Raw genomic sequence first — 18095 nt, 5'->3', positions numbered from 1 at the left:
GTAGTCAATTAATGCGCGTGGCAGCCTATTTTCAGATGAACCTGGTAATATTTACTTTCACTGCCCTCGATAAAACCGCGGGTTTGAAGTACTTCGTACCAATCCAGTTTGCCATGCACTTTTGCCGCCTGAGCGATGGCATTATTGATTGCTTCCTCAATGCCTTCTTCCGAGGTACCCACTAATTCAACAATTTGATAAACACGGTTTGTCATGTTTCCTCCTTGAAAACCTTAAACCATTACCCCTACATACTAGACTACGAATCGCAAATAAAAAATGCGATCTATCACTCTATAACTGTTGTTGTGCTTTGGCAATGGCTTTTCGCAGGTTCTGTGCTGTCTCCGAATTCCCTGGAACCATTTTCAGCAGTTGTTGCCAGTACACAATCGCCTCATTGAACGCCTTCTCCTGATACGCTTTGGCGGCAAGCATGGCCAGGGCATCCGGTTGTTGCGGATTTTTTTTCAACAACTGATGCAACTGCGCCGTCATCTCCTCATTAAACTGCTGATGATTGAGCAATAACAGAACCTGAATGTAACTGATTCTCGCCGTGTCATTGTCAGAGTCAAGGGTAATGGCTTTTTTAAAGGCCACCTTAGCCTGCTGCAATTCATTTTGACTGAGGTAAAGCCTGCCCAATAAGTACCATCCGCGCGAACTCGCTGGCGTATCATCCAAGCGCTGCCGCAAGCGGACAATTAAATCCTGGGGATCCTTAATTGTCGCGAGCACTTTTTTCACGTCCTGCATACGAGCCTGCTGCCGTGAATAATCATTCAAAGCCTGCCAGCTTCCCCAATACCAGTAACCGCCGCAGGCACTTGCAATAAAAAGGGGAACAAGGACAATCAGCGTGCCTTTTGTCTGCCGCAGACTAAAGAAAAGCAGCAGCAGGGCTGAAAGGATCAACGCACCAAAAGCCAATAAAAGCCATTTCTCATTCATGTGCAACCTGCTTTAAACCTGTGCGCCAAAAAACCAGTAACCCCAATGCCAGAAACAGAATGGGACCAAACCACAACAGTACGGTGACCGCCTTGACCGGGGGATTAAACAGGATAAAATCGCCATAACGGTCAGTCAGGTATTGAATGATTTCACTGTCGCTCTTCCCTTCCCTTACAAGATCATACACCTGCTCTCGTAAATCCTTGGCCAGATCAGCATTGGAATCGGCCAAATCCTGATTTTGGCAGACAAGGCAACGCAACTCTTTCAACAGGTGATTAAATTGCGCTTCCTTTTGCGGAGAATCCAAAGGATAAAAGCTGCTCGCCTGGGCCACACCCAAAGAACAGAACATGATTATCAGAATGTGTGTCAGCCATTTCTTCATGAGTGTCTTTTCAATTGGTTAATGCGGGGCAGAAATTCTTTTTTCCAAATCGCTTCATCCAGAATGCCGGCATGGCGATACCGGATGATACCCTCGTTATCGATAAGAAACGTTTCCGGTGCGCCATAAACTCCTAAATCGATGGCCACTTTGCCCTTGGCGTCTTCGGCTATCAGACGATAGGGATTTCCCCATTCAGCCAGCCATTTTAACGCATTGTCGGTATTGTCCTTGTAATTAAGGCCATACAGCGGGATCCCCTCTTTAGCCAACTGCAGCAAAAAAACCTGTTCTTCAACACAAGCAGAACACCAACTGGCCCAGACATTCAATAAGCTCATCTGCCCCTTTAAACGATTGGATGTCATGGTCTTTTTTTCATGACCCAGCACAGGCAGTTTAAAAACAGGCAGCGGGTGACCAAGCTGGCTGGAAGGGAGTTTTTGAGGATCAAGGGAGAGCCCCCGCCAGAAAAACAAAACCAACACCACAAAAATGAAAAAGGGCAAGAGACGCCAGTTGATTAGTCGTGTCATGACTGACTCACTCCTAACTGGGCTGGGACGGTTTTTCGCTGCCGGTAATAACGCCGATCGGCTAAAGCGAGCAAACCACCGGCTAAAATCAGGAAGCCCCCACCCCAGATCCAACGGATAAAGGGTTTAAAATACAGGCGCACAGACCAGGCCGTTTCGCCGACAGGCTCCCCCAGCGCCACGTAAATGTCGCGGAATGGGTTGACGTCGATGGCTGATTCCGTCATGGCCATTTGGCCGATGGTATAAACGCGTTTTTCGGGATAAATCACATGCACCTGCGATCCCCGGCTGATTTCAAAGCGGGCGCGAGTGCCTTGATAATTAGGCCCTTGCAAAGGCTGCTCACTGACGAAACGAATGCGGTAGCCGGCAAGCATCGCCTCGTTACCGGGCGCCAGTTTGACATCATCCTGAATGCCATAACCGCTGGAAATGGCGACACCAATAACCGCGGCAGCCACACCGACGTGAGCGAGCACCATGCCCCAAAATGCCTGGGGTAAGGTTTTAAAACCTCGCTCCCGCCCCCGGAGGTAAACCAGTTTGCCGGTGCTCAGCACAATCCACATAGCCAGCATAAGACCAAGCAGGCTGTAGGCATTCATCGGCTGATTAATGAACAGGAGGATCGCAACAGGAATAAGGACACTGAGGCCAAGGAGACTCTTCAAACGGTTTAGAATCGCTTGAAGGCTGTCTTTTTGCCATCGTAAATGAATGCCCAATCCCATCAGCAGCAGCAAAGGAATCATCAGAGGAACGAATACCGTATTGAAATACGGTGCGCCCACCGATAACTTGCCGAGCCCAAGGCCATCAATTAGCAATGGGTAAATGGTTCCCATCAATACGGTCAACATGATAACGGCAAGAAAAACATTGTTTAAAAGCAAGGCGCTTTCTTTTGAAACCAGGGCGGGATTATTCCGCCGCGTAAGTCCTGGCGCACGAAGCGCGAACAACAGCAGCGATCCGCCAATAACCGTCAGCAGAAAGCACAGAATAAAGAGGCCCCGCTGTGGATCAACGGCAAAAGCATGGACAGATGTTAACACACCCGATCGAACGAGAAATGTTCCCACGAGACTCAGCGAAAAAGCAGTGATGGACAATAATAACGTCCAGGCCATGAACTGCTGCCGCTTTTCACTGACAGCCAGGGAATGAATCAGCGCGGTACCCACCAGCCAGGGCATGAAGGAGGCGTTTTCTACCGGATCCCAGAACCACCAGCCACCCCAGCCTAACTCGCGATAAGCCCACCAGCTTCCGAGGGTAATGCCCGTGGTTAAACAACACCAGGCCGCCAGGGTCCAGGGCCTTGTCCATTTTGCCCAGGAGGATTCAACCCGGCCAAGCCATAGGGCTGCAATGGCAAAAGCAAACGCCACGGAAAAGCCAACGTAACCCATGTACAGCATGGGTGGATGAAACAGAAAGCCAGGATCCTGGAGTAAGGGATTTAAATCCCGTCCCTGCGTCTGGAGTACCTGGAATTGGCGTGCAAACGGATTGGACGTACTTAACAGGAACAAAATAAAACCAATACTGATGAGCCCCAGGACAACCAGCACACGGGTGCGGATGGCTTCATCCAGGTTCTTGCTGAAAAAACTGACGCCCATCATCCACAGGCTGAGGATGGCAACCCAAAGCAGCATGGAACCCTCATGCCCGCCCCAAACGGCACAGAGTTTGTAGAACCAGGGTAAATTCACACTGGAATTGCCCAAGACATAGATTACCGTAAAATCATCGCGCAAAAAGCAGACGGTCAAGGCAAGATAGGCCAGGCTGATAAAAATAAATTGCCCCGCTGCCAATGCAGGTGCCGCCGCAATCCAGTCTTTCCTGGCACGCAGCAGGCCAACGGTTGGAATGACTGCCAGCAACACAGCAAACAACAAAGCAAGCACTAACGAAAATAAACCCAGTTCTGCTGTCATTTTTTCCCCTGAGCAGCCAACGCGGCCTTGACTTCTGGCGGCATGTAATTGGCATCGTGTTTAGCGAGTACCTCCGCGGCATTAAAATGACCCTCATCAAGCACCTGCCCCAACGCCACGATTCCCTGCCCTTCGCGAAACAGATCAGGCAATATACCCCGGTAGCTGACTTCGATTTCTTTGTTAAAATCAGTGAGTTTAAAGCGGACTGACAAATCCTGGCTGCCGCGCACAATACTGCCTTTGACCACCATGCCGCCAATTCGTACCCTTTGCCCCTGAGTTACTTTACCCTCAGCCATTTGTGAGGGCGTATAAAACAAGCTGATATTCTGGCGCAAGGCATACATGATGAGTGCCGTTATCAGAGTCAATCCAGCAAGCAGACTTAAAATTAAAACCAATTTTCGTTGACGGACAGGATGCATGGTCATTGCCGCCTGAACCATTGATTCAGTTTGCTGCGTGTTCGTTTCTGCTGTCGTTTGATATCCAGCAGCAGCAGTGCTAAAACCCCGCAGACCAAACCATAAGCCGGCCAGATATAGATGGCGTACTTTCCCATTGCCAACCAGTTCATTGCCTTTCCTCCACCAACTCTCTAACCCATTGCTGGCGCCGTTCACGCAGCAACAGTTCATTGCGGGCTTTATGCAGAATAATCCATAGCGCATACAGGGTAAAACCAAGCAGCGAAAGCAGCAAGGGGTATAACATCGGCGCTGCAATTTTAGGCTTTGCAAACACGGACAGGGTCGATCCCTGATGCAGGGTATTCCACCAGTAAACCGAATAGTGAATAATCGGCAGATCCACAAGCCCCACCAGCGTCAGAATGGCAATCACCCGATCACCGCGCTCGGAATCACTGAAAGCCGAACGAATGGCCAGAATAGCAATATAAAGCAGCAGCAGAATAAGTTCGGAAGTCAATCGTGCATCCCAAACCCACCACGCGCCCCACATAGGCTTTCCCCAGATGCTGCCAGTGGCTAAGGCTAAAAAAGCCATCACCGCACCGAGTTGCGCCGCCACCGAAAGCATTAAACCGGCAAGCTTAATCCGCCAGACAAGAAGCAGCACGGCGAGAAAAGCCATCCAGGCGTACAGGGACATCGATAAGAAAGCCGCTGGAACATGAACATAAATGATTCGGAATGCATCCCCCTGCTGGTAATCAGGCGGTGCAAAAAACAGCCCCCAGACAAGACCCGGCAGCAAGGTCAGCAACACACTCCCCCCCAATACAGGAAGCCAGCGTTGCGTCAACTGGTAAAAATTTCTGGGCGACGCCAGTTGGTAGAGAAATTTCCACATAAGGGATTAAGCAGGGCTCAAAAAAGGCCGATTTTATCATGCAATGGCAAGAAGGGACAACCAATGCCTTCGCTTAACTCAAACCGGGACTGCAGAAACTAGCCGTTTTCGTTTCATCTGGCTCCTCCGGCACTGGATTGAAGCTTGCCTTGATCTCCTCAACCACACGATCCGCCTGCGCATACAGGCGGCTGGTCACCATGTTCAGGGGAAGATGACTCAGCTCGGCAAGTTTTATTTTTGCTTCCATCCAGTTATGGGCATCCAGAGACGGCATCAGTGGCTGGGCAATGACCGCCAGAGACTGCCCCTGGTAGGCATTGTTAATCATGGCGTCTGAATAAGGCAGCAGCTTCTCAGCAATAATCAAATGAAACAGCGCTTTGTCATACTGTTCCAGTTTAAGTTCCGTCACGGCTAAAAGCAGGTAGCCTGGCGTCCAGTAATAATCAGCAGCCAAGGCGGCATAGACCAGCGCTTTATGATGTAAATCCGTTTGCGTCAGGCAATAATTGGTCAACACATTCAATGCGGGAAAATAACCAACCTCTGCAGCCTGATACAAATGAAGCATGGCCGCATCACTTGTGGTTTTGTATTGGCTGTATAAAAAAATGCCCTGCAGCAGCTGGAAGGTCGGAATGGTGGGTTGTGGCAGGTATTCATGAACAGGTTGATAATTTTTTATCGCCATTTCACGCGGATTACGGCCGCTTAACCGCCATCGCTCGTTCCAGTGGCGTTCCAAAGCAGGGTGTCTGCACAACGTATCGACACTGTTGTCTTCGATTGCCAGCTTAATTAACGTGGCAAGACTGATTGCTTTAATCAACGTGAGTAAACGGTTTTGCTGTGGCTCATTCAGTGTGTAAATGAGTCTGCCCGCACAGGTATGGCTTTCCAGTTCGCTAATGAATAGTTGCAATCCCGCAATAGCCGTTCTGTCTTCGTAAGACAGCGTTGTGAAATCCAAAAACTTCTCCTGCAGACGTTGAGTCACGTAATTTACCCAATCCATTCACTAATTGGAATCAATTCGACCATTTTCCTGATTAACTGAATAACGTATAGCCTTGATCCAGAAAAATGGCCAGCGTTTCTTTCTCTTTCTCCCCGTCCGGATTATGCAGCGAATCAATGCCTGGCAATTGAATATCTGACTCATCCATCACAGCATTCAATCGGGCAATAGCCTCATCGAATTCATCCACCAGCGGTTTAGGCTGGATAAACAAGCCGTGACGATTACCAGACAGCTTCATTTTGCCTGTCGTTGGCTTTGGAAATCGAGTCTCAGGGGCAAAAGGAAAGTAAACGTGACGGATATGGACCAGCAGCGCAGACGGAAGAATGCTTTCCAATTGCGCCATGCTTTGGATACCGGGATCGTCTTTATAGTGGTTTGGCATGACCGCACAACGCAATTTAATGATCTCTTCGGCACTCTTGCGGCGAATGTGGACATCCTCGCTGGCGATTAATGCTTCTAGGTCGTCAAGGGTGGCCTGGTTAATGTCAGGGCACAGGAATTGTCTTGAATCATAGCCTGCCGTGATGGGAAACAAACCGAGTTTTGCAAGGTGCCTGCACATCTGGGGGATAACCCAGGAAACCCGAAAAATTCCGCCCAACGCCATAGACTCGTATGGAAAACTGTTGGCATGATCCTGTATCTGTTTGACAAACCGTTCCCTTTCCATATTCGTCAAACCAATACCTAACGTTCCTGCAGCTCCCCAGACAAAAATGCGATGATCCTGCGAATAGGTTCCTAGCGGAATCGGAGGCGTGTCTAAATGGGATTTATAAATGCACTGCTTAAACTGGCTCAAACCGTCAGTAATATTAGGATTGATCTGGCCAATAGCCACGACCAGCTTATCACAGATAATTTCCTCACCCTCATTTAACCCCTTGTAAGGACCCGATTCTCTGGCGTTAAATGAAACAGCCAGACGCCCGTCATCCAATTCCCGCACATTGGCCAATTCGCCAACCGCAAGTTCAAGGCGTTTTTCGCAGGCTTCACTGATGAAACGGCTTAAGGTGCTGATGTCATTGAGACCCTTGCGGTTGCGTGAAACAAGCTTTTTGATTTTTACTGTCTCTTTTTCTTCCGAACGCTCAAGGATTTCAGTAGCCCAGGCTGCGTTGATGGCTGAGCCGCCGTATAAAAGCACCTCACCTTCCAGATTCACATCACCATCCTGAGCATAAATCAGGGTTTGCTTCTTAACGAGTTTTTCTGAAAGCACCGGGGAAATTTGAGAGTCGGTCAGTTTGCGGGAGGGTCCCAATCCAGCACAAATGTCAACGTAATGCGTGTACAAATACACTTCCTGGGTTTTATCTCCCAATTTACAAAGCACCCTCAACCGGTATTCATAATCGCTCCATAGCCATCCGGCAGTATGCTCTTCCCGTTTTTCAATGGCCTTGGCCTCAGCCTGCAAAATCGGCATTTCGAGTTCAACCTGGGTAGCAACCAGCGCACGATTAAAATCATTAGCCAACACATAATTATAAGGATTTGTCGGGTCTTCCCCGTTTTTTAAATCAAAATCAGTCGAGTGATAGGAAAAGCCGGTAGGCGTTTGCACCCTGGCTGGCTGCCCCATAACCCTCGAGCCTTCTTTGGGCCAGGTATTCTGATTATCGGGATCATTAAGAACCAGAATATTGGGTACATGAGGGTGAGCGACATTTTTGGAACGAAAAGCAGGCGAAAATTCTTGAAAAAGCAGTGTTCCTGCAACACCCGCACCGATGATTACACGCTCAAAGGCAGGGGCTGTGGGATTTAACACCTCACCCATAATGCAGAGGGAAGCATATTCCTGCTCGACGGCTGACTCTTTCTTGAGAAAAGTGATTTGCTGTTGACGATGAGCTTCGAACGCCGTTAACGATACCACGGTATTTTTACCCGTGCATAAATGAGCACGGTGGGCGTCAAGTATTTTTTTCTCTTCCTTAAGGACCTGCCTGATTTTTTCTAATTCACTGATTCGTTCCAAAACACGCTGCAATAACATATCTAGTCCAACTCAATAAGATCAAGGTGTTATTTTTTTAGTCAATGAACTATATCAAAATAAACTTAAGGCTGTATTAAGGCGTGGATTTCAACGCCGAGGCTCTAATCGCTTAGCGTAATGCGAAGAATGGCGCTGATGGCAAAGGGCAGAAAAAGAATGGCCAGAAGCGAGAAGGCCAGTAGTAAAGCCAGGTAACCGCTGACGTTCATGCCATGGATAGCCGCCTGCAGGGACGCGCTGCCAAAAATCATGACTGGAAGAGCGAATGGTAACAGAATAAGGGCAATCAATACCCCCTTCTGCTTAAGTCCCGTACTGAACGCTGCAGCTAACGCACAGAGAAAAATAATCGCGGGCGTACCGGCAATCAGGCTTAAGGCAAGAACCCCTGCTTCGGAGGGATTAAGAGAAAACAACATCGCCAGTAACGGGCATAAAATCAGCATGGGAATTAAATTGAGAAGCCAATGGACACTTACTTTGGCGGTCACGATAACAGGTAAATCCTGAGAAGAAATTAGCCACTGCTCGATAACACCATCCTCATAATCCTGCTGAAAGAATTTCTCTGACGCGAGCAGGAAGGACAATAACATGGCAGTCCAAATCAACCCCGGCGCCAATTGCTGCAAAAGCAGGGGTTCAGGCGTCACCGTCAAGGGAAAAAAAACGGTAATCATCAGAAAGAAAAGGGTGGCATGCAACAAGGTGCGCGGCTGGCGCAGATGCACCAGCAATTCCCGGTGAAATTGCTTTTTAAAAAGTCGCATGCCAGTTGTCACAGACAGTACTCCCGGGTCTTTTTCAGAAAAGACGGCAACTCCTGATGAGAGGTCAGAACAATCATTCCGTCCTGTTGCAAATGGGTGTTCATTAAATTAACCAGCAACTCAATGGCGTCATCATCCAGGGCCACCAGGGGTTCATCAAGCAGCCACAACGGTGCATCGGTCATGGCCAGACGTAACAGACTGACACGGCGCCGCTGGCCAGCGGACAGATGCGAGCACGGTTGATCCGCTAAATGATGCAAACCATGTTCTGCGAGTAACGCCTCAAGAGGCACACGGGAACGGGGCCAATGGGGATCAAACAGGCAATTTTCGCTGACAGTTAACGCGGCACTCAAACCCGGTTTGTGACCCACGTAGCAGAGGGCCTGCTGATAGGCGGCTTTATTTTCTTCGACAGGGCACCCTTTAAAACGGATTTCTCCGCTTATCGGCTGGGTAAGGCCTGCTAACAGACGTAACAGTGTCGTTTTACCTGCGCCATTGCCGCCGCGAAGATGCAATAACTCCCCCTGAGCGAGCGTCCATTGCACGCCGTTGAATACAGGGTGATAATCGTAATCATAGGCCAGATTAATCACGTCAAGCATAAAGAAGCCTTAATACCTAAAACGGCAGACTAGCGGGAATTGCGTCTTGCCGCAAGTATTCCTATAACAAACTTGCACCGAAGCATTTCCCCAGTAATAATTCAGTTTTTTCATCCTATTAAAAGGGTAAGTGATGGAATTTCTATCCAATTACGGTTTATTTCTTCTCAAAAGCATCACCCTGGTGATTGCCATTTTATTAGTTACGGCAGGAGTATTAGCCCTTGGACGCAGTAAACGGCCCAAGTTGGAGATTGTCTCCCTGAACAAAGAATTCAATGCGCTTAAGCGGCACATGAATCACGAAATCAGGGACATTAAAGAGAAAAAACCCCGGAAAAAGAAGAAAGACAAACTCAGCAACAAAGACAAGCCCACCCTTTTTGTTCTTGATTTTCATGGTGATATCAAAGCATCCCAAACCGAGTCATTGCGGGAAGCCATCAATGCAGTATTAACTGTTGCCGGTGAAGACGATGAAGTGCTCGTTCGTCTGGAAAGCCCAGGCGGGGTTGTTAATGGCTATGGGCTTGCAGCGTCGCAATTGCAGCGGATCCGCGATAATAACATCAAACTGACCGTAGCCATCGATAAAATCGCAGCCAGCGGCGGGTATTTAATGGCCTGCGTCGCCAACCGAATCATTGCCGCCCCCTTTGCGATCATCGGTTCAATAGGGGTGGTCGGTCAATTACCGAATTTTAACCGCTGGTTGAAAAAACATAACATCGATTTTGAAATGATAACCGCCGGCGAATACAAACGCACATTGACCATGTTTGGTGAAAACACGGAAAAAGGCCGGCAGAAGTTCCAGGAGGATTTGGAAGAAATTCATCAAGCCTTCCGTCATTATGTATTGCAAAACCGCCAGCAACTGGACATTGACAAAGTAGCCACAGGAGAGCATTGGCTGGCGAAAGACGCATTTGATCTGCGTCTGGTAGACAGCCTTAAAACCAGTGACGAGTACCTGATGAGTAAAATGGAAGAGTATAAGGTCTTTAAAATAGCCTCGCACCACAAACCGTCATTGGTCGAGCGGGTTTTACGGCCTGCCGCTCAACTTTTTCACCCCTTTGCATGAGAAACAACCCTGTCTTTTCAAATGGGTATATAATTAACTAATAACAATGGCATGCACGGAGCAGATTATGAGCGATTTCAAATCAAAGTTACCTGATTTTAAAGAAATTACGTCAATTGCTTCCAAATTATTTAAAGACGTGAAACAAAGCGTCAGCGAAATCATTGACGATTACAAAAAAAAGCGTGAGGAAGACGAAGCAGCTCAAGAACAGCAGGCCAAGCCGGCTGCCGACAACGAGGTCGTGGTGGGCAAGGCAAAAACGGCTGAACCCGCGGCTACTGGAGAACCCGTCCCGCCTGCCCCCACGCCTAAAAAGACGAAGCCCCCGGCACAAGGCGCTGACCCTGTAGAACCGCCTAAAGGAGAATAACCGGGTTTATGGCCTGAATTGATGCCTTATTTAATCAGGATGAGGAAGCTCGTTCTGGGCGGATTAACCCGTATTTACGCATTTTTTCAACCAGAGTGGTGCGGCGCATGTTCAGGTAACTGGCGGCGTGTGCCACAACCCAATCCGACTCATCCAGAGCCTGGCTGATAATGGCCAGTTCCGTTTTAACCAGATGTTCTTTTAAATCAATGCCGTCATTGCCTGATTGCTCCTGCGTAACCATTCCGAGCAGGGTTTCACGCTCCGTGCCAAGAATACCGTGTTCGGTCTGCTCATCCATCCTGAAGCGCCGTGGCAAGTCGTCACGATCAACGATACCGTTGGGGTAAAGAATGGTCAACCGCTCAACCAGGTTGGCAAGTTCACGTACATTACCTGGCCATTGGTAATGGCTTAAGGTATCGAGCGCCGCAGGTAAAAGCCTTACCCCAGGACGGTTTTCGCCTTCAACGCGAGAAATTAACTCATTGAGCAACAGGGGAATGTCTTCTTTTCGAGCACGCAGAGGCGGCATATCAATGGGAAAGACGTTCAGACGATAATAAAGATCTTCACGGAATTTGCCTTCCTGGATAGCGGCATCCAGGTTGCGGTGGGTCGCAGCAATGATTCTGACATTGACATCGATGCTGCGGTTACTGCCGACCCGTTCAAAGCATCGCTCCTGCAAAACCCTTAATAATTTCACCTGCATGGCAAGAGGCATGTCCCCGATTTCATCAAGAAACAGGGTTCCGCCATTGGCCAACTCAAAACGGCCTTGCCGTGAGGTAATGGCACCGGTAAAAGCGCCTTTTTCGTGACCAAACAATTCGCTTTCCAACAGCTCGCTTGGAATAGCACCGCAATTAATAGGAATGAAGGGCTTTCCTGCTCTGGACGACAAGGCATGAATATTCCGCGCGACCACCTCTTTTCCGGTTCCTGACTCACCCAGGACAAGCACGCTGGCTTCGGTACCCGCAACCTGCTCGATGAGTTTGCGGACCTGGCGGATTGACTCGCTGTTGCCGACGAGGCTGCGAAATAAAGGCGAATGCGTCTGTTTAGTCGTGGAATCCTCTAAGGCGCGATCGCGAATAATCTGACACTTGTGCAACGCTTCAAGCATCTGCGCATAAGTAAAGGGGAAATCAAGCATTGCGGTAATGGTTCTTGGCAGGGATTCACCGGTTTCCTGCGGATAATCAATGAGGATCAAAGGAAGATGAGGGAAAGACTTGGTCAGATGATGGATGATGGCGAGGCAGGCATCCGGGGTATGGCTCGCGGCAATAATGACAGCCAGCACATGGTCCAATGCCAATGTTTTGGCATCCTCATACCCCGCCACCGCGACGTTTTTACCAACAAATTCAACAATAACACTCAGTTTATTGCGTCGCTCCGGGTGATCATCAATGACCAGGACAGTCTCATTTTCACTCATACACTTATCCTTAAGTCTAAACCGTTATTAGTTGAGTATCGGTTAGTATGCCGCAGCCTGTCAAATAAATGACATATATTTCTCATTGTGTCATAAATTAAACAAAATACCTTCTGCGTTAACGGGAACACGTAATTTCGCTAAAGCCATTGCATTGAGGGCCGAAGCATAATTTTTGATTTCCAAGGGCTTTGGTCGCCGGCACGCAGCGCTCGATGGTAAATTTTTTAGCCTGTAAAAATCCCATACGGCGGCAAAACGATTGAGCTACCCGGCGTCCACAGCCTTTTTCGCCGTCGTAGCACCAGTCAATGCGGAAATTATCATAACGGGGATAGACGAAACGCCTCATGCTGTAATGATAAAATTTGGGTGGTTTTTTCGAGACGCTGCCTACACAGCGTATGGTTTTAAAACCATTGCACAGCCAGCCCTGACAACGCCCGCGGCTGTCAATGTATTTGGTTACACCGAGGTTATTGGCTTTTATTGCCTGATTCGCACGAAGATACCCCATGGTTTTGCAATAACGGTTCGCTACCGCCATACCGCATTGGCTGCCATCCATGGTGCAATAATCAAGGCGTGCACCGCGGTAATCCGGATGCCAGAAATTACGATAATACAATTGGTCGTTCCCATTGGCCGACAACGCGCCGGCAAACGATAGCAAAAGCGCAAAAAGAACCATTTTTCGGCAAAAATTGATCATAATCCCAATCCCTTAACAAGATAGGATCATGTTAGCCTATGCCTCTCTGCAAAAAAAGAAAAATTTCCACTCACCGCCACGGGCAGTGCTTTATGATACACTGAGCAAGAGAAGAGAAGGTAAACAGCATGGCCCATCAGCAATCCATTGAACTTGGCACACTGCTCGCGGGAGCAGATGAAAATCTCCGTGCATCGCAAGGCATTCTGCACGAGTTGTTGCAGGAAAAAGAGATTGCGTTGTTGTCTCAAGAGTCCCTCGAACATCGAGGCCGTCTTCTCGAATTGACACTGCAATACCGCCTCGATATGCAAAATGCCCTGTCCAGACTTTTAGGCTTGGAGCCCATTTTATTGCAGTTATTGGGTGTAGGGCCTCATTATTCGCAAACCATCAATTTAGAGCGCCTGGCGTTTGCCTTAGGCCATGATGATTTAAGCCAGTTGCTTTATCTACTGGGAGAACTGCTGCACTCCCTGTTGCGTATCGCCAGCCGTTACCAGCATCAGGAGAAAAATTATCGTGATGCCCATGCACCTGGAAAAAACCCTTACAAACGATTTTACCTGGGATTGCAACAAGCCTGTGAACTGCAAAAAGCGATGTTGATGTCGCTTGATTCATTTGAGCAAACCCTTAAAAATTTAGTTAAAAGGGCCGCAATAGGTCCTGTGCTGGATCATTTAGCCGCATTACGCGGCCCCATCTCTCAATTCCATCAGGCATTGCTCAATGGCCTTGATTGCTCAGCGCAGTTTTATAAAACAATTCAACCGCAGTTAAAACTGGAAGAAGAACTGGGTACCGTATTGGCCAGAGCAGAGCCCTTCTTCAGGCCGGTTAAGCCAGGAAAGAACCCCTCGCCGGAACGGCTTGAACAACGCGCAGCGGCCAAACGACTGGGGAATTTTTTTAATCACTAGCCTGCGCCTGGGCTTTAATAATTCATCCATACCCTGTTTTCACCCAGCAACTCGCCTAATGATTTCAGCAAGGCATCGCCGGGACTGATTTGCCACTCGGCCGCCAGACTTAACGTGGCCATAGCCTTGCTATTTCTGTACTGGATTTGAACGGAGCAGTGGCCCTGGTTGGCTTTGAGCAGGGATTGCAGCGTGGGAACAAGCGGTTTATCGTCTGCTGTTATCGATAGCATCAGGCTGCGGGCGAAGCGGGTACGCGCTTCGTCAATTGACAACACCTGATTGGCAGTCATTTTTACGCCACCGCTGTAATCATCATGACTGATTTCTCCCTCAATCACCACCATTTGCCCGCTCTGTACTTCGCTGGACAAGGCCTCGTACACCTCAGAAAAAACGACGACATCCAGTTTCTTTAAGGCATCCTCAAGGGCTAGAATAGTCAATTTTTTGCCGCGCCTGGTCAATATGCGGCGTATTCCGGTGACTAATCCACAGATCCAGGCTTTTTTACTGGTGGATGGATTCAATTGCACAATGGGCGTGACCACGCCTTTGAACTCGCCGGCGTATTGATCAACCGGATGGCCAGTCAGATAAAAACCGAGGGTTTCTTTTTCTCCTTCAAGCCGAGTCAATTCAGCCCAGGGTTTGAAATGAACGTAATCCTCTTCAACCTCGTCATTATCCATCAATGAAAACAAATCCGTCTGCCCGCTGTTTTGATTGTGCTGTTTTTTTTCAGCGACTTTTAACGCTTTTTCAAGCGAGGCAAACAAAACTGCACGCTCCACACCAAAGTCATCGAGTGCGCCGCTTTTAATCAGGGCTTCAAGCACGCGGCGGTTCACCTTGCGCAAATCGAGGCGTTGGCAGAAATTAAATAAACCGGTGTAAGCCCCGCCCTGCTTTCGTTCTTCCACAATGACGGTAATGGCCGATTCCCCTACCCCTTTTATCGCCCCCAAACCAAAAAGAATGCATCGATCATCGGTCACTGTAAATGGATAACTGGACTGATTAATCGAAGGCGGCAAAACCTTAAGATGCATCTGGGCGCACTCATCAATAAAAGTGACCACTTTGTCGGTGTTATCCATGTCCGAGGACATGACAGCCGCCATAAAAGCGGCAGGGTAATGCGTCTTAAGCCAGGCAGTTTGATAAGCAACCAGGGCATAGGCAGCCGAGTGCGATTTGTTAAAACCATAGCCGGCAAATTTTTCCATCAAATCAAAAATATGAGCGGCCGTGTCTTCGTTCACGCCGCGACCGGTTGCGCCTTCAATAAAAATAGCGCGCTGCTTCGCCATTTCTTCCGGTTTTTTCTTACCCATGGCCCGACGCAGGAGATCCGCGCCGCCCAGGGTATAATTGGCCAGTACCTGGGCAATTTGCATCACCTGTTCCTGGTAGAGAATCACCCCATAGGTCGGTTTCAGGATGGATTCCAGATCAGGATGCGGGTATTCGACTTTGGCACGTCCGTGTTTGCGATCGATAAAATCATCCACCATTCCCGATTGCAGGGGACCTGGGCGAAACAACGCCACGAGTGCGATGATGTCTTCAAAACAGTCTGGCTGCAATCGATGAATTAATTCTTTCATACCGCGGGATTCCAACTGGAATACGGCCGTTGTCTGACAGGCTTTTAATAAATCAAAGGTTTTGGCATCGTCTGTGGGGATTAAGGCAATGTCCACCGCGGTCTTGCCCTCGCGCTGGTATTGATGATTGACAGTGGCCAGAGCCCAGTCAATGATGGTGAGGGTGCGAAGGCCGAGGAAGTCAAACTTGACCAGGCCCACCGCCTCCACATCATCCTTGTCAAACTGACTGACAATCTGCGTTGACCCCTGTTCGCAGTAAATGGCGGTAAAATCCGTCAATTTCGAGGGGGCGATAACTACCCCACCGGCATGCTTCCCGGCATTACGGGTAATGCCCTCAAGCTTTAAGGCCAGATCAATCAATTCCCTGACGTCTTCTTCGTCTTCATAACGGCGGCGGAGTTCCTCCTCATCCTCAAGCGCCTTGCTTAAGGTGATGCCGATTTCAAAGGGGATTAATTTGGCTATTTTATCAACAAAACCATAGGGATGACCCAAAACCCGGCCCACATCCCTGACCACGGCTTTGGCAGCCATGGTGCCAAAGGTAATAATCTGCGAAACACTTTGCCGGCCGTATTTCTGGGCGACATACTCAATGACCCGATCACGGCCTTCCATGCAGAAGTCAATGTCAAAATCCGGCATCGATACCCGCTCAGGATTCAAAAACCGCTCAAACAGCAGTTCATACAGCAAGGGATCCAGGTCGGTAATTTTCAATGCATAAGCCACCAGCGATCCGGCACCCGAGCCACGGCCGGGCCCCACAGGTACGCCATTCTGCTTGGCCCACTGAATAAAATCAGCCACAATCAGAAAATAGCCGGGAAATCCCATGCGGTTAATTACATCCAGTTCCACTTCCAGGCGTTGATCATATGGCAGGCGAGAGGCGGCCAGAACCTCCGGTGGTTGCCCCCTGAAAATCTGCAATAAACGCTCCTCCAATCCCTGACGCGATAATTGCGACAGGTAATCCTCAATGGTCATGCCGGCGGGAATTGGAAAAGAAGGGAGGTAATTATGCCCAAGCTCAAGCTTCACCGTACAACGCTGACTGATAAGCACGGTGTTTTCAATGGCCTGGGGCAAGTCTTTAAAAAGGTCTGCCATTTCATCGGCTGAACGCAGGTATTGATCGGCGTGGTATTCCTGGCGGCGTCTTGGATCCGCTAAGGTAAACCCGTCATGGATGCACACCCGCGCTTCGTGGGCTTCGAAGTCATCCTTATTTAAAAAACGAACATCATTGGTGGCGACCAGGGGCAGGTTCAGTGTTTCAGCCAATTTGACGAGGCGTTCATTGTACAAGGCTTCATCCGGCCTGCCCGTGCGCTGGATTTCAAGGTAAAAGCGATTGGGGAAGCATTCGGCATACGCTTTCGCCAGCGAAACGGCTGCTTCTTCATCACCCAGCAACAAGGCTTTACCAATGGCACCGGCACGTCCGCCCGACAAGGCAATTAAGCCCTCAGCAAACTCATTAAGCCACTTAATCTGTACCCGCGGCTGCCCCTGGTATTGTCCTTCCTGATAAGCCTTAGACACCAGGCAGGTAAGGTTACGATAGCCTGTTTCATTCTGACACAGCAGAAGTAACGAGAACAATTGCTCGGGATTTTCTGGATCATGGCAGGGCAAATCGCTGCCGATAATGGGTTTAATCCCCTGGCTGATGGCCGTAGTAAAAACTTTCACGGCAGCAAATAAATTGCAGTAGTCAGTCACAGCCACGGCGTTCATACCGCGCTCAACCACGGCTTTCATTAAAGGCTTGATACGCACCAGGCCATCAATCATGGAAAATTCGGTATGGACGCGCAGATGGACGAATCGCGATTGCATGCTTGTTTTTCTTTTTAAATGGAATCAGGAAACTCTACCGAACTCATTCAGGCAGGGCAAGTCTTAAACGGTTAAGTGTTAATAAAAACCATCCATGTTCGAGCGGCACGAAACGATTGGCCGCGCAGCACACCTCTCCCGCCGGGATGTTGGGAGAGGCGATTTAACCTACCTGCGGTGGATTGGCTGTTTGCGTCGATAACGATTCATCATCACAAGAATCAAACCGGCTATCATCATCCAGGATAACAGAGCAATGGGTAAGCCATGCCCCATGAACAGGCTGGCTAACACGCCGCCAATGAGCAAACCGCGTAAAAAACCGCGTTGCTTCGTGCCGATTGCCTTGCTTTTTAAATTCTGGGGACTTTTTTTTGTAAACAGGGAAGAAAAGGAAGTTTTAGAACGGCCCATGCCCATGAAGCGTCCGCCAAAGCGTTTCGCCGCAGCGTCATTGATGGCCACGCCAAATGAGAGCGTCACCGCCAGTAGTACAGTAAACCATTTATTCATTGCAAAACCT

The 18095-nt window shown here is 49.0% G+C and carries 19 protein-coding genes; 3 read left to right on the top strand and 16 right to left on the bottom strand.

What is annotated here, in order from left to right; all coding sequences use genetic code 11:
* Positions 1-8: 8 nt before the first annotated feature.
* The 12 genes from Lrub_RS11590 to ccmA form a co-directional block, all read right to left on the bottom strand.
* Positions 9-215 (bottom strand): dodecin, encoded by a 207-nt coding sequence (locus Lrub_RS11590; protein ID WP_058532235.1) that lies wholly within the window; start codon positions 213-215, stop codon positions 9-11.
* 79 nt (positions 216-294) lie between these two features.
* Positions 295-954 (bottom strand): tetratricopeptide repeat protein, encoded by a 660-nt coding sequence (locus Lrub_RS11585; RefSeq protein WP_058532234.1) that lies wholly within the window; start codon positions 952-954, stop codon positions 295-297.
* Positions 947-1345 (bottom strand): cytochrome c-type biogenesis protein, encoded by a 399-nt coding sequence (locus Lrub_RS11580; RefSeq protein WP_058532233.1) that lies wholly within the window; start codon positions 1343-1345, stop codon positions 947-949. Before Lrub_RS11580 ends, Lrub_RS11585 begins: the two co-directional genes overlap by 8 nt.
* Entirely contained in the window at positions 1342-1881 is a 540-nt protein-coding gene (locus Lrub_RS11575; protein ID WP_058532232.1) for a DsbE family thiol:disulfide interchange protein, read from the bottom strand. The genes Lrub_RS11580 and Lrub_RS11575 overlap by 4 nt, the downstream gene beginning before the upstream one ends.
* A complete protein-coding gene (locus Lrub_RS11570) occupies positions 1878-3830 on the bottom strand; it encodes a heme lyase CcmF/NrfE family subunit (RefSeq protein ID WP_058532231.1) in 1953 nt (650 codons plus the stop codon). Before Lrub_RS11570 ends, Lrub_RS11575 begins: the two co-directional genes overlap by 4 nt.
* Positions 3827-4258, bottom strand: coding sequence for a cytochrome c maturation protein CcmE (gene ccmE / locus Lrub_RS11565; RefSeq protein WP_058532299.1), 432 nt, complete (start codon positions 4256-4258; stop codon positions 3827-3829). Before ccmE ends, Lrub_RS11570 begins: the two co-directional genes overlap by 4 nt.
* Positions 4259-4260: 2 nt before the next feature.
* A complete protein-coding gene (ccmD, locus tag Lrub_RS11560) occupies positions 4261-4410 on the bottom strand; it encodes a heme exporter protein CcmD (protein ID WP_058532230.1) in 150 nt (49 codons plus the stop codon).
* On the bottom strand, positions 4407-5147 hold the full coding sequence (ccmC, locus tag Lrub_RS11555) for a heme ABC transporter permease CcmC (protein WP_058532229.1): 741 nt from the start codon (positions 5145-5147) through the stop codon (positions 4407-4409). Before ccmC ends, ccmD begins: the two co-directional genes overlap by 4 nt.
* A gap of 73 nt (positions 5148-5220) precedes the next feature.
* Positions 5221-6165 (bottom strand): DUF5630 domain-containing protein, encoded by a 945-nt coding sequence (locus Lrub_RS11550; RefSeq protein WP_058532228.1) that lies wholly within the window; start codon positions 6163-6165, stop codon positions 5221-5223.
* A 34-nt stretch (positions 6166-6199) separates the two neighbouring features.
* Entirely contained in the window at positions 6200-8182 is a 1983-nt protein-coding gene (locus Lrub_RS11545; RefSeq protein WP_058532227.1) for a hypothetical protein, read from the bottom strand.
* A 104-nt stretch (positions 8183-8286) separates the two neighbouring features.
* Complete coding sequence (gene ccmB, locus Lrub_RS11540) at positions 8287-8967, bottom strand: heme exporter protein CcmB (RefSeq protein WP_058532226.1); 681 nt, start codon at positions 8965-8967, stop codon at positions 8287-8289.
* A complete protein-coding gene (gene ccmA / locus Lrub_RS11535) occupies positions 8964-9566 on the bottom strand; it encodes a cytochrome c biogenesis heme-transporting ATPase CcmA (protein ID WP_058532225.1) in 603 nt (200 codons plus the stop codon). The genes ccmB and ccmA overlap by 4 nt, the downstream gene beginning before the upstream one ends.
* A 133-nt stretch (positions 9567-9699) precedes the next feature.
* Here ccmA and sohB point away from each other — a divergent pair, with 133 nt between their 5' ends.
* Positions 9700-10653: a protease SohB gene (sohB, locus tag Lrub_RS11530; RefSeq protein WP_058532224.1), complete on the top strand. Its 954-nt coding sequence runs from the start codon at positions 9700-9702 to the stop codon at positions 10651-10653.
* 67 nt (positions 10654-10720) lie between these two features.
* Positions 10721-11026, top strand: a complete 306-nt coding sequence (locus tag Lrub_RS11525) for a hypothetical protein (RefSeq protein WP_065235753.1) — start codon at positions 10721-10723, stop codon at positions 11024-11026.
* 34 nt (positions 11027-11060) lie between these two features.
* Here Lrub_RS11525 and Lrub_RS11520 read toward each other — a convergent pair whose 3' ends face one another.
* Together Lrub_RS11520 and Lrub_RS11515 are read right to left on the bottom strand one after the other, a co-directional pair.
* A complete protein-coding gene (locus Lrub_RS11520; protein ID WP_058532223.1) occupies positions 11061-12476 on the bottom strand; it encodes a sigma-54 dependent transcriptional regulator in 1416 nt (471 codons plus the stop codon).
* Positions 12477-12594: 118 nt separating this feature from the next.
* Positions 12595-13188, bottom strand: a complete 594-nt coding sequence (locus tag Lrub_RS11515; RefSeq protein WP_058532222.1) for a hypothetical protein — start codon at positions 13186-13188, stop codon at positions 12595-12597.
* Positions 13189-13316: 128 nt separating this feature from the next.
* Between Lrub_RS11515 and Lrub_RS11510 the strand changes: the two genes are divergently transcribed.
* Positions 13317-14111 carry a hypothetical protein gene (locus Lrub_RS11510; RefSeq protein ID WP_058532221.1) on the top strand — a complete coding sequence of 265 codons (795 nt, stop codon included), beginning with the start codon at positions 13317-13319 and terminating at the stop codon, positions 14109-14111.
* A 14-nt stretch (positions 14112-14125) separates the two neighbouring features.
* On the opposite strand, the gene dnaE is transcribed toward Lrub_RS11510, so the two are convergent.
* Together dnaE and Lrub_RS11500 are read right to left on the bottom strand one after the other, a co-directional pair.
* Entirely contained in the window at positions 14126-17572 is a 3447-nt protein-coding gene (dnaE, locus tag Lrub_RS11505) for a DNA polymerase III subunit alpha (protein WP_058532220.1), read from the bottom strand.
* Between the two features lie 168 nt (positions 17573-17740).
* Positions 17741-18085, bottom strand: coding sequence for a hypothetical protein (locus Lrub_RS11500; protein ID WP_058532219.1), 345 nt, complete (start codon positions 18083-18085; stop codon positions 17741-17743).
* Between the last annotated feature and the right edge of the window lie 10 nt (positions 18086-18095).

This window comes from Legionella rubrilucens (assembly GCF_001468125.1).
GTDB lineage: Bacteria > Pseudomonadota > Gammaproteobacteria > Legionellales > Legionellaceae > Legionella_C > Legionella_C rubrilucens.
This window is presented reverse-complemented; position numbering and strand designations above follow the sequence as displayed.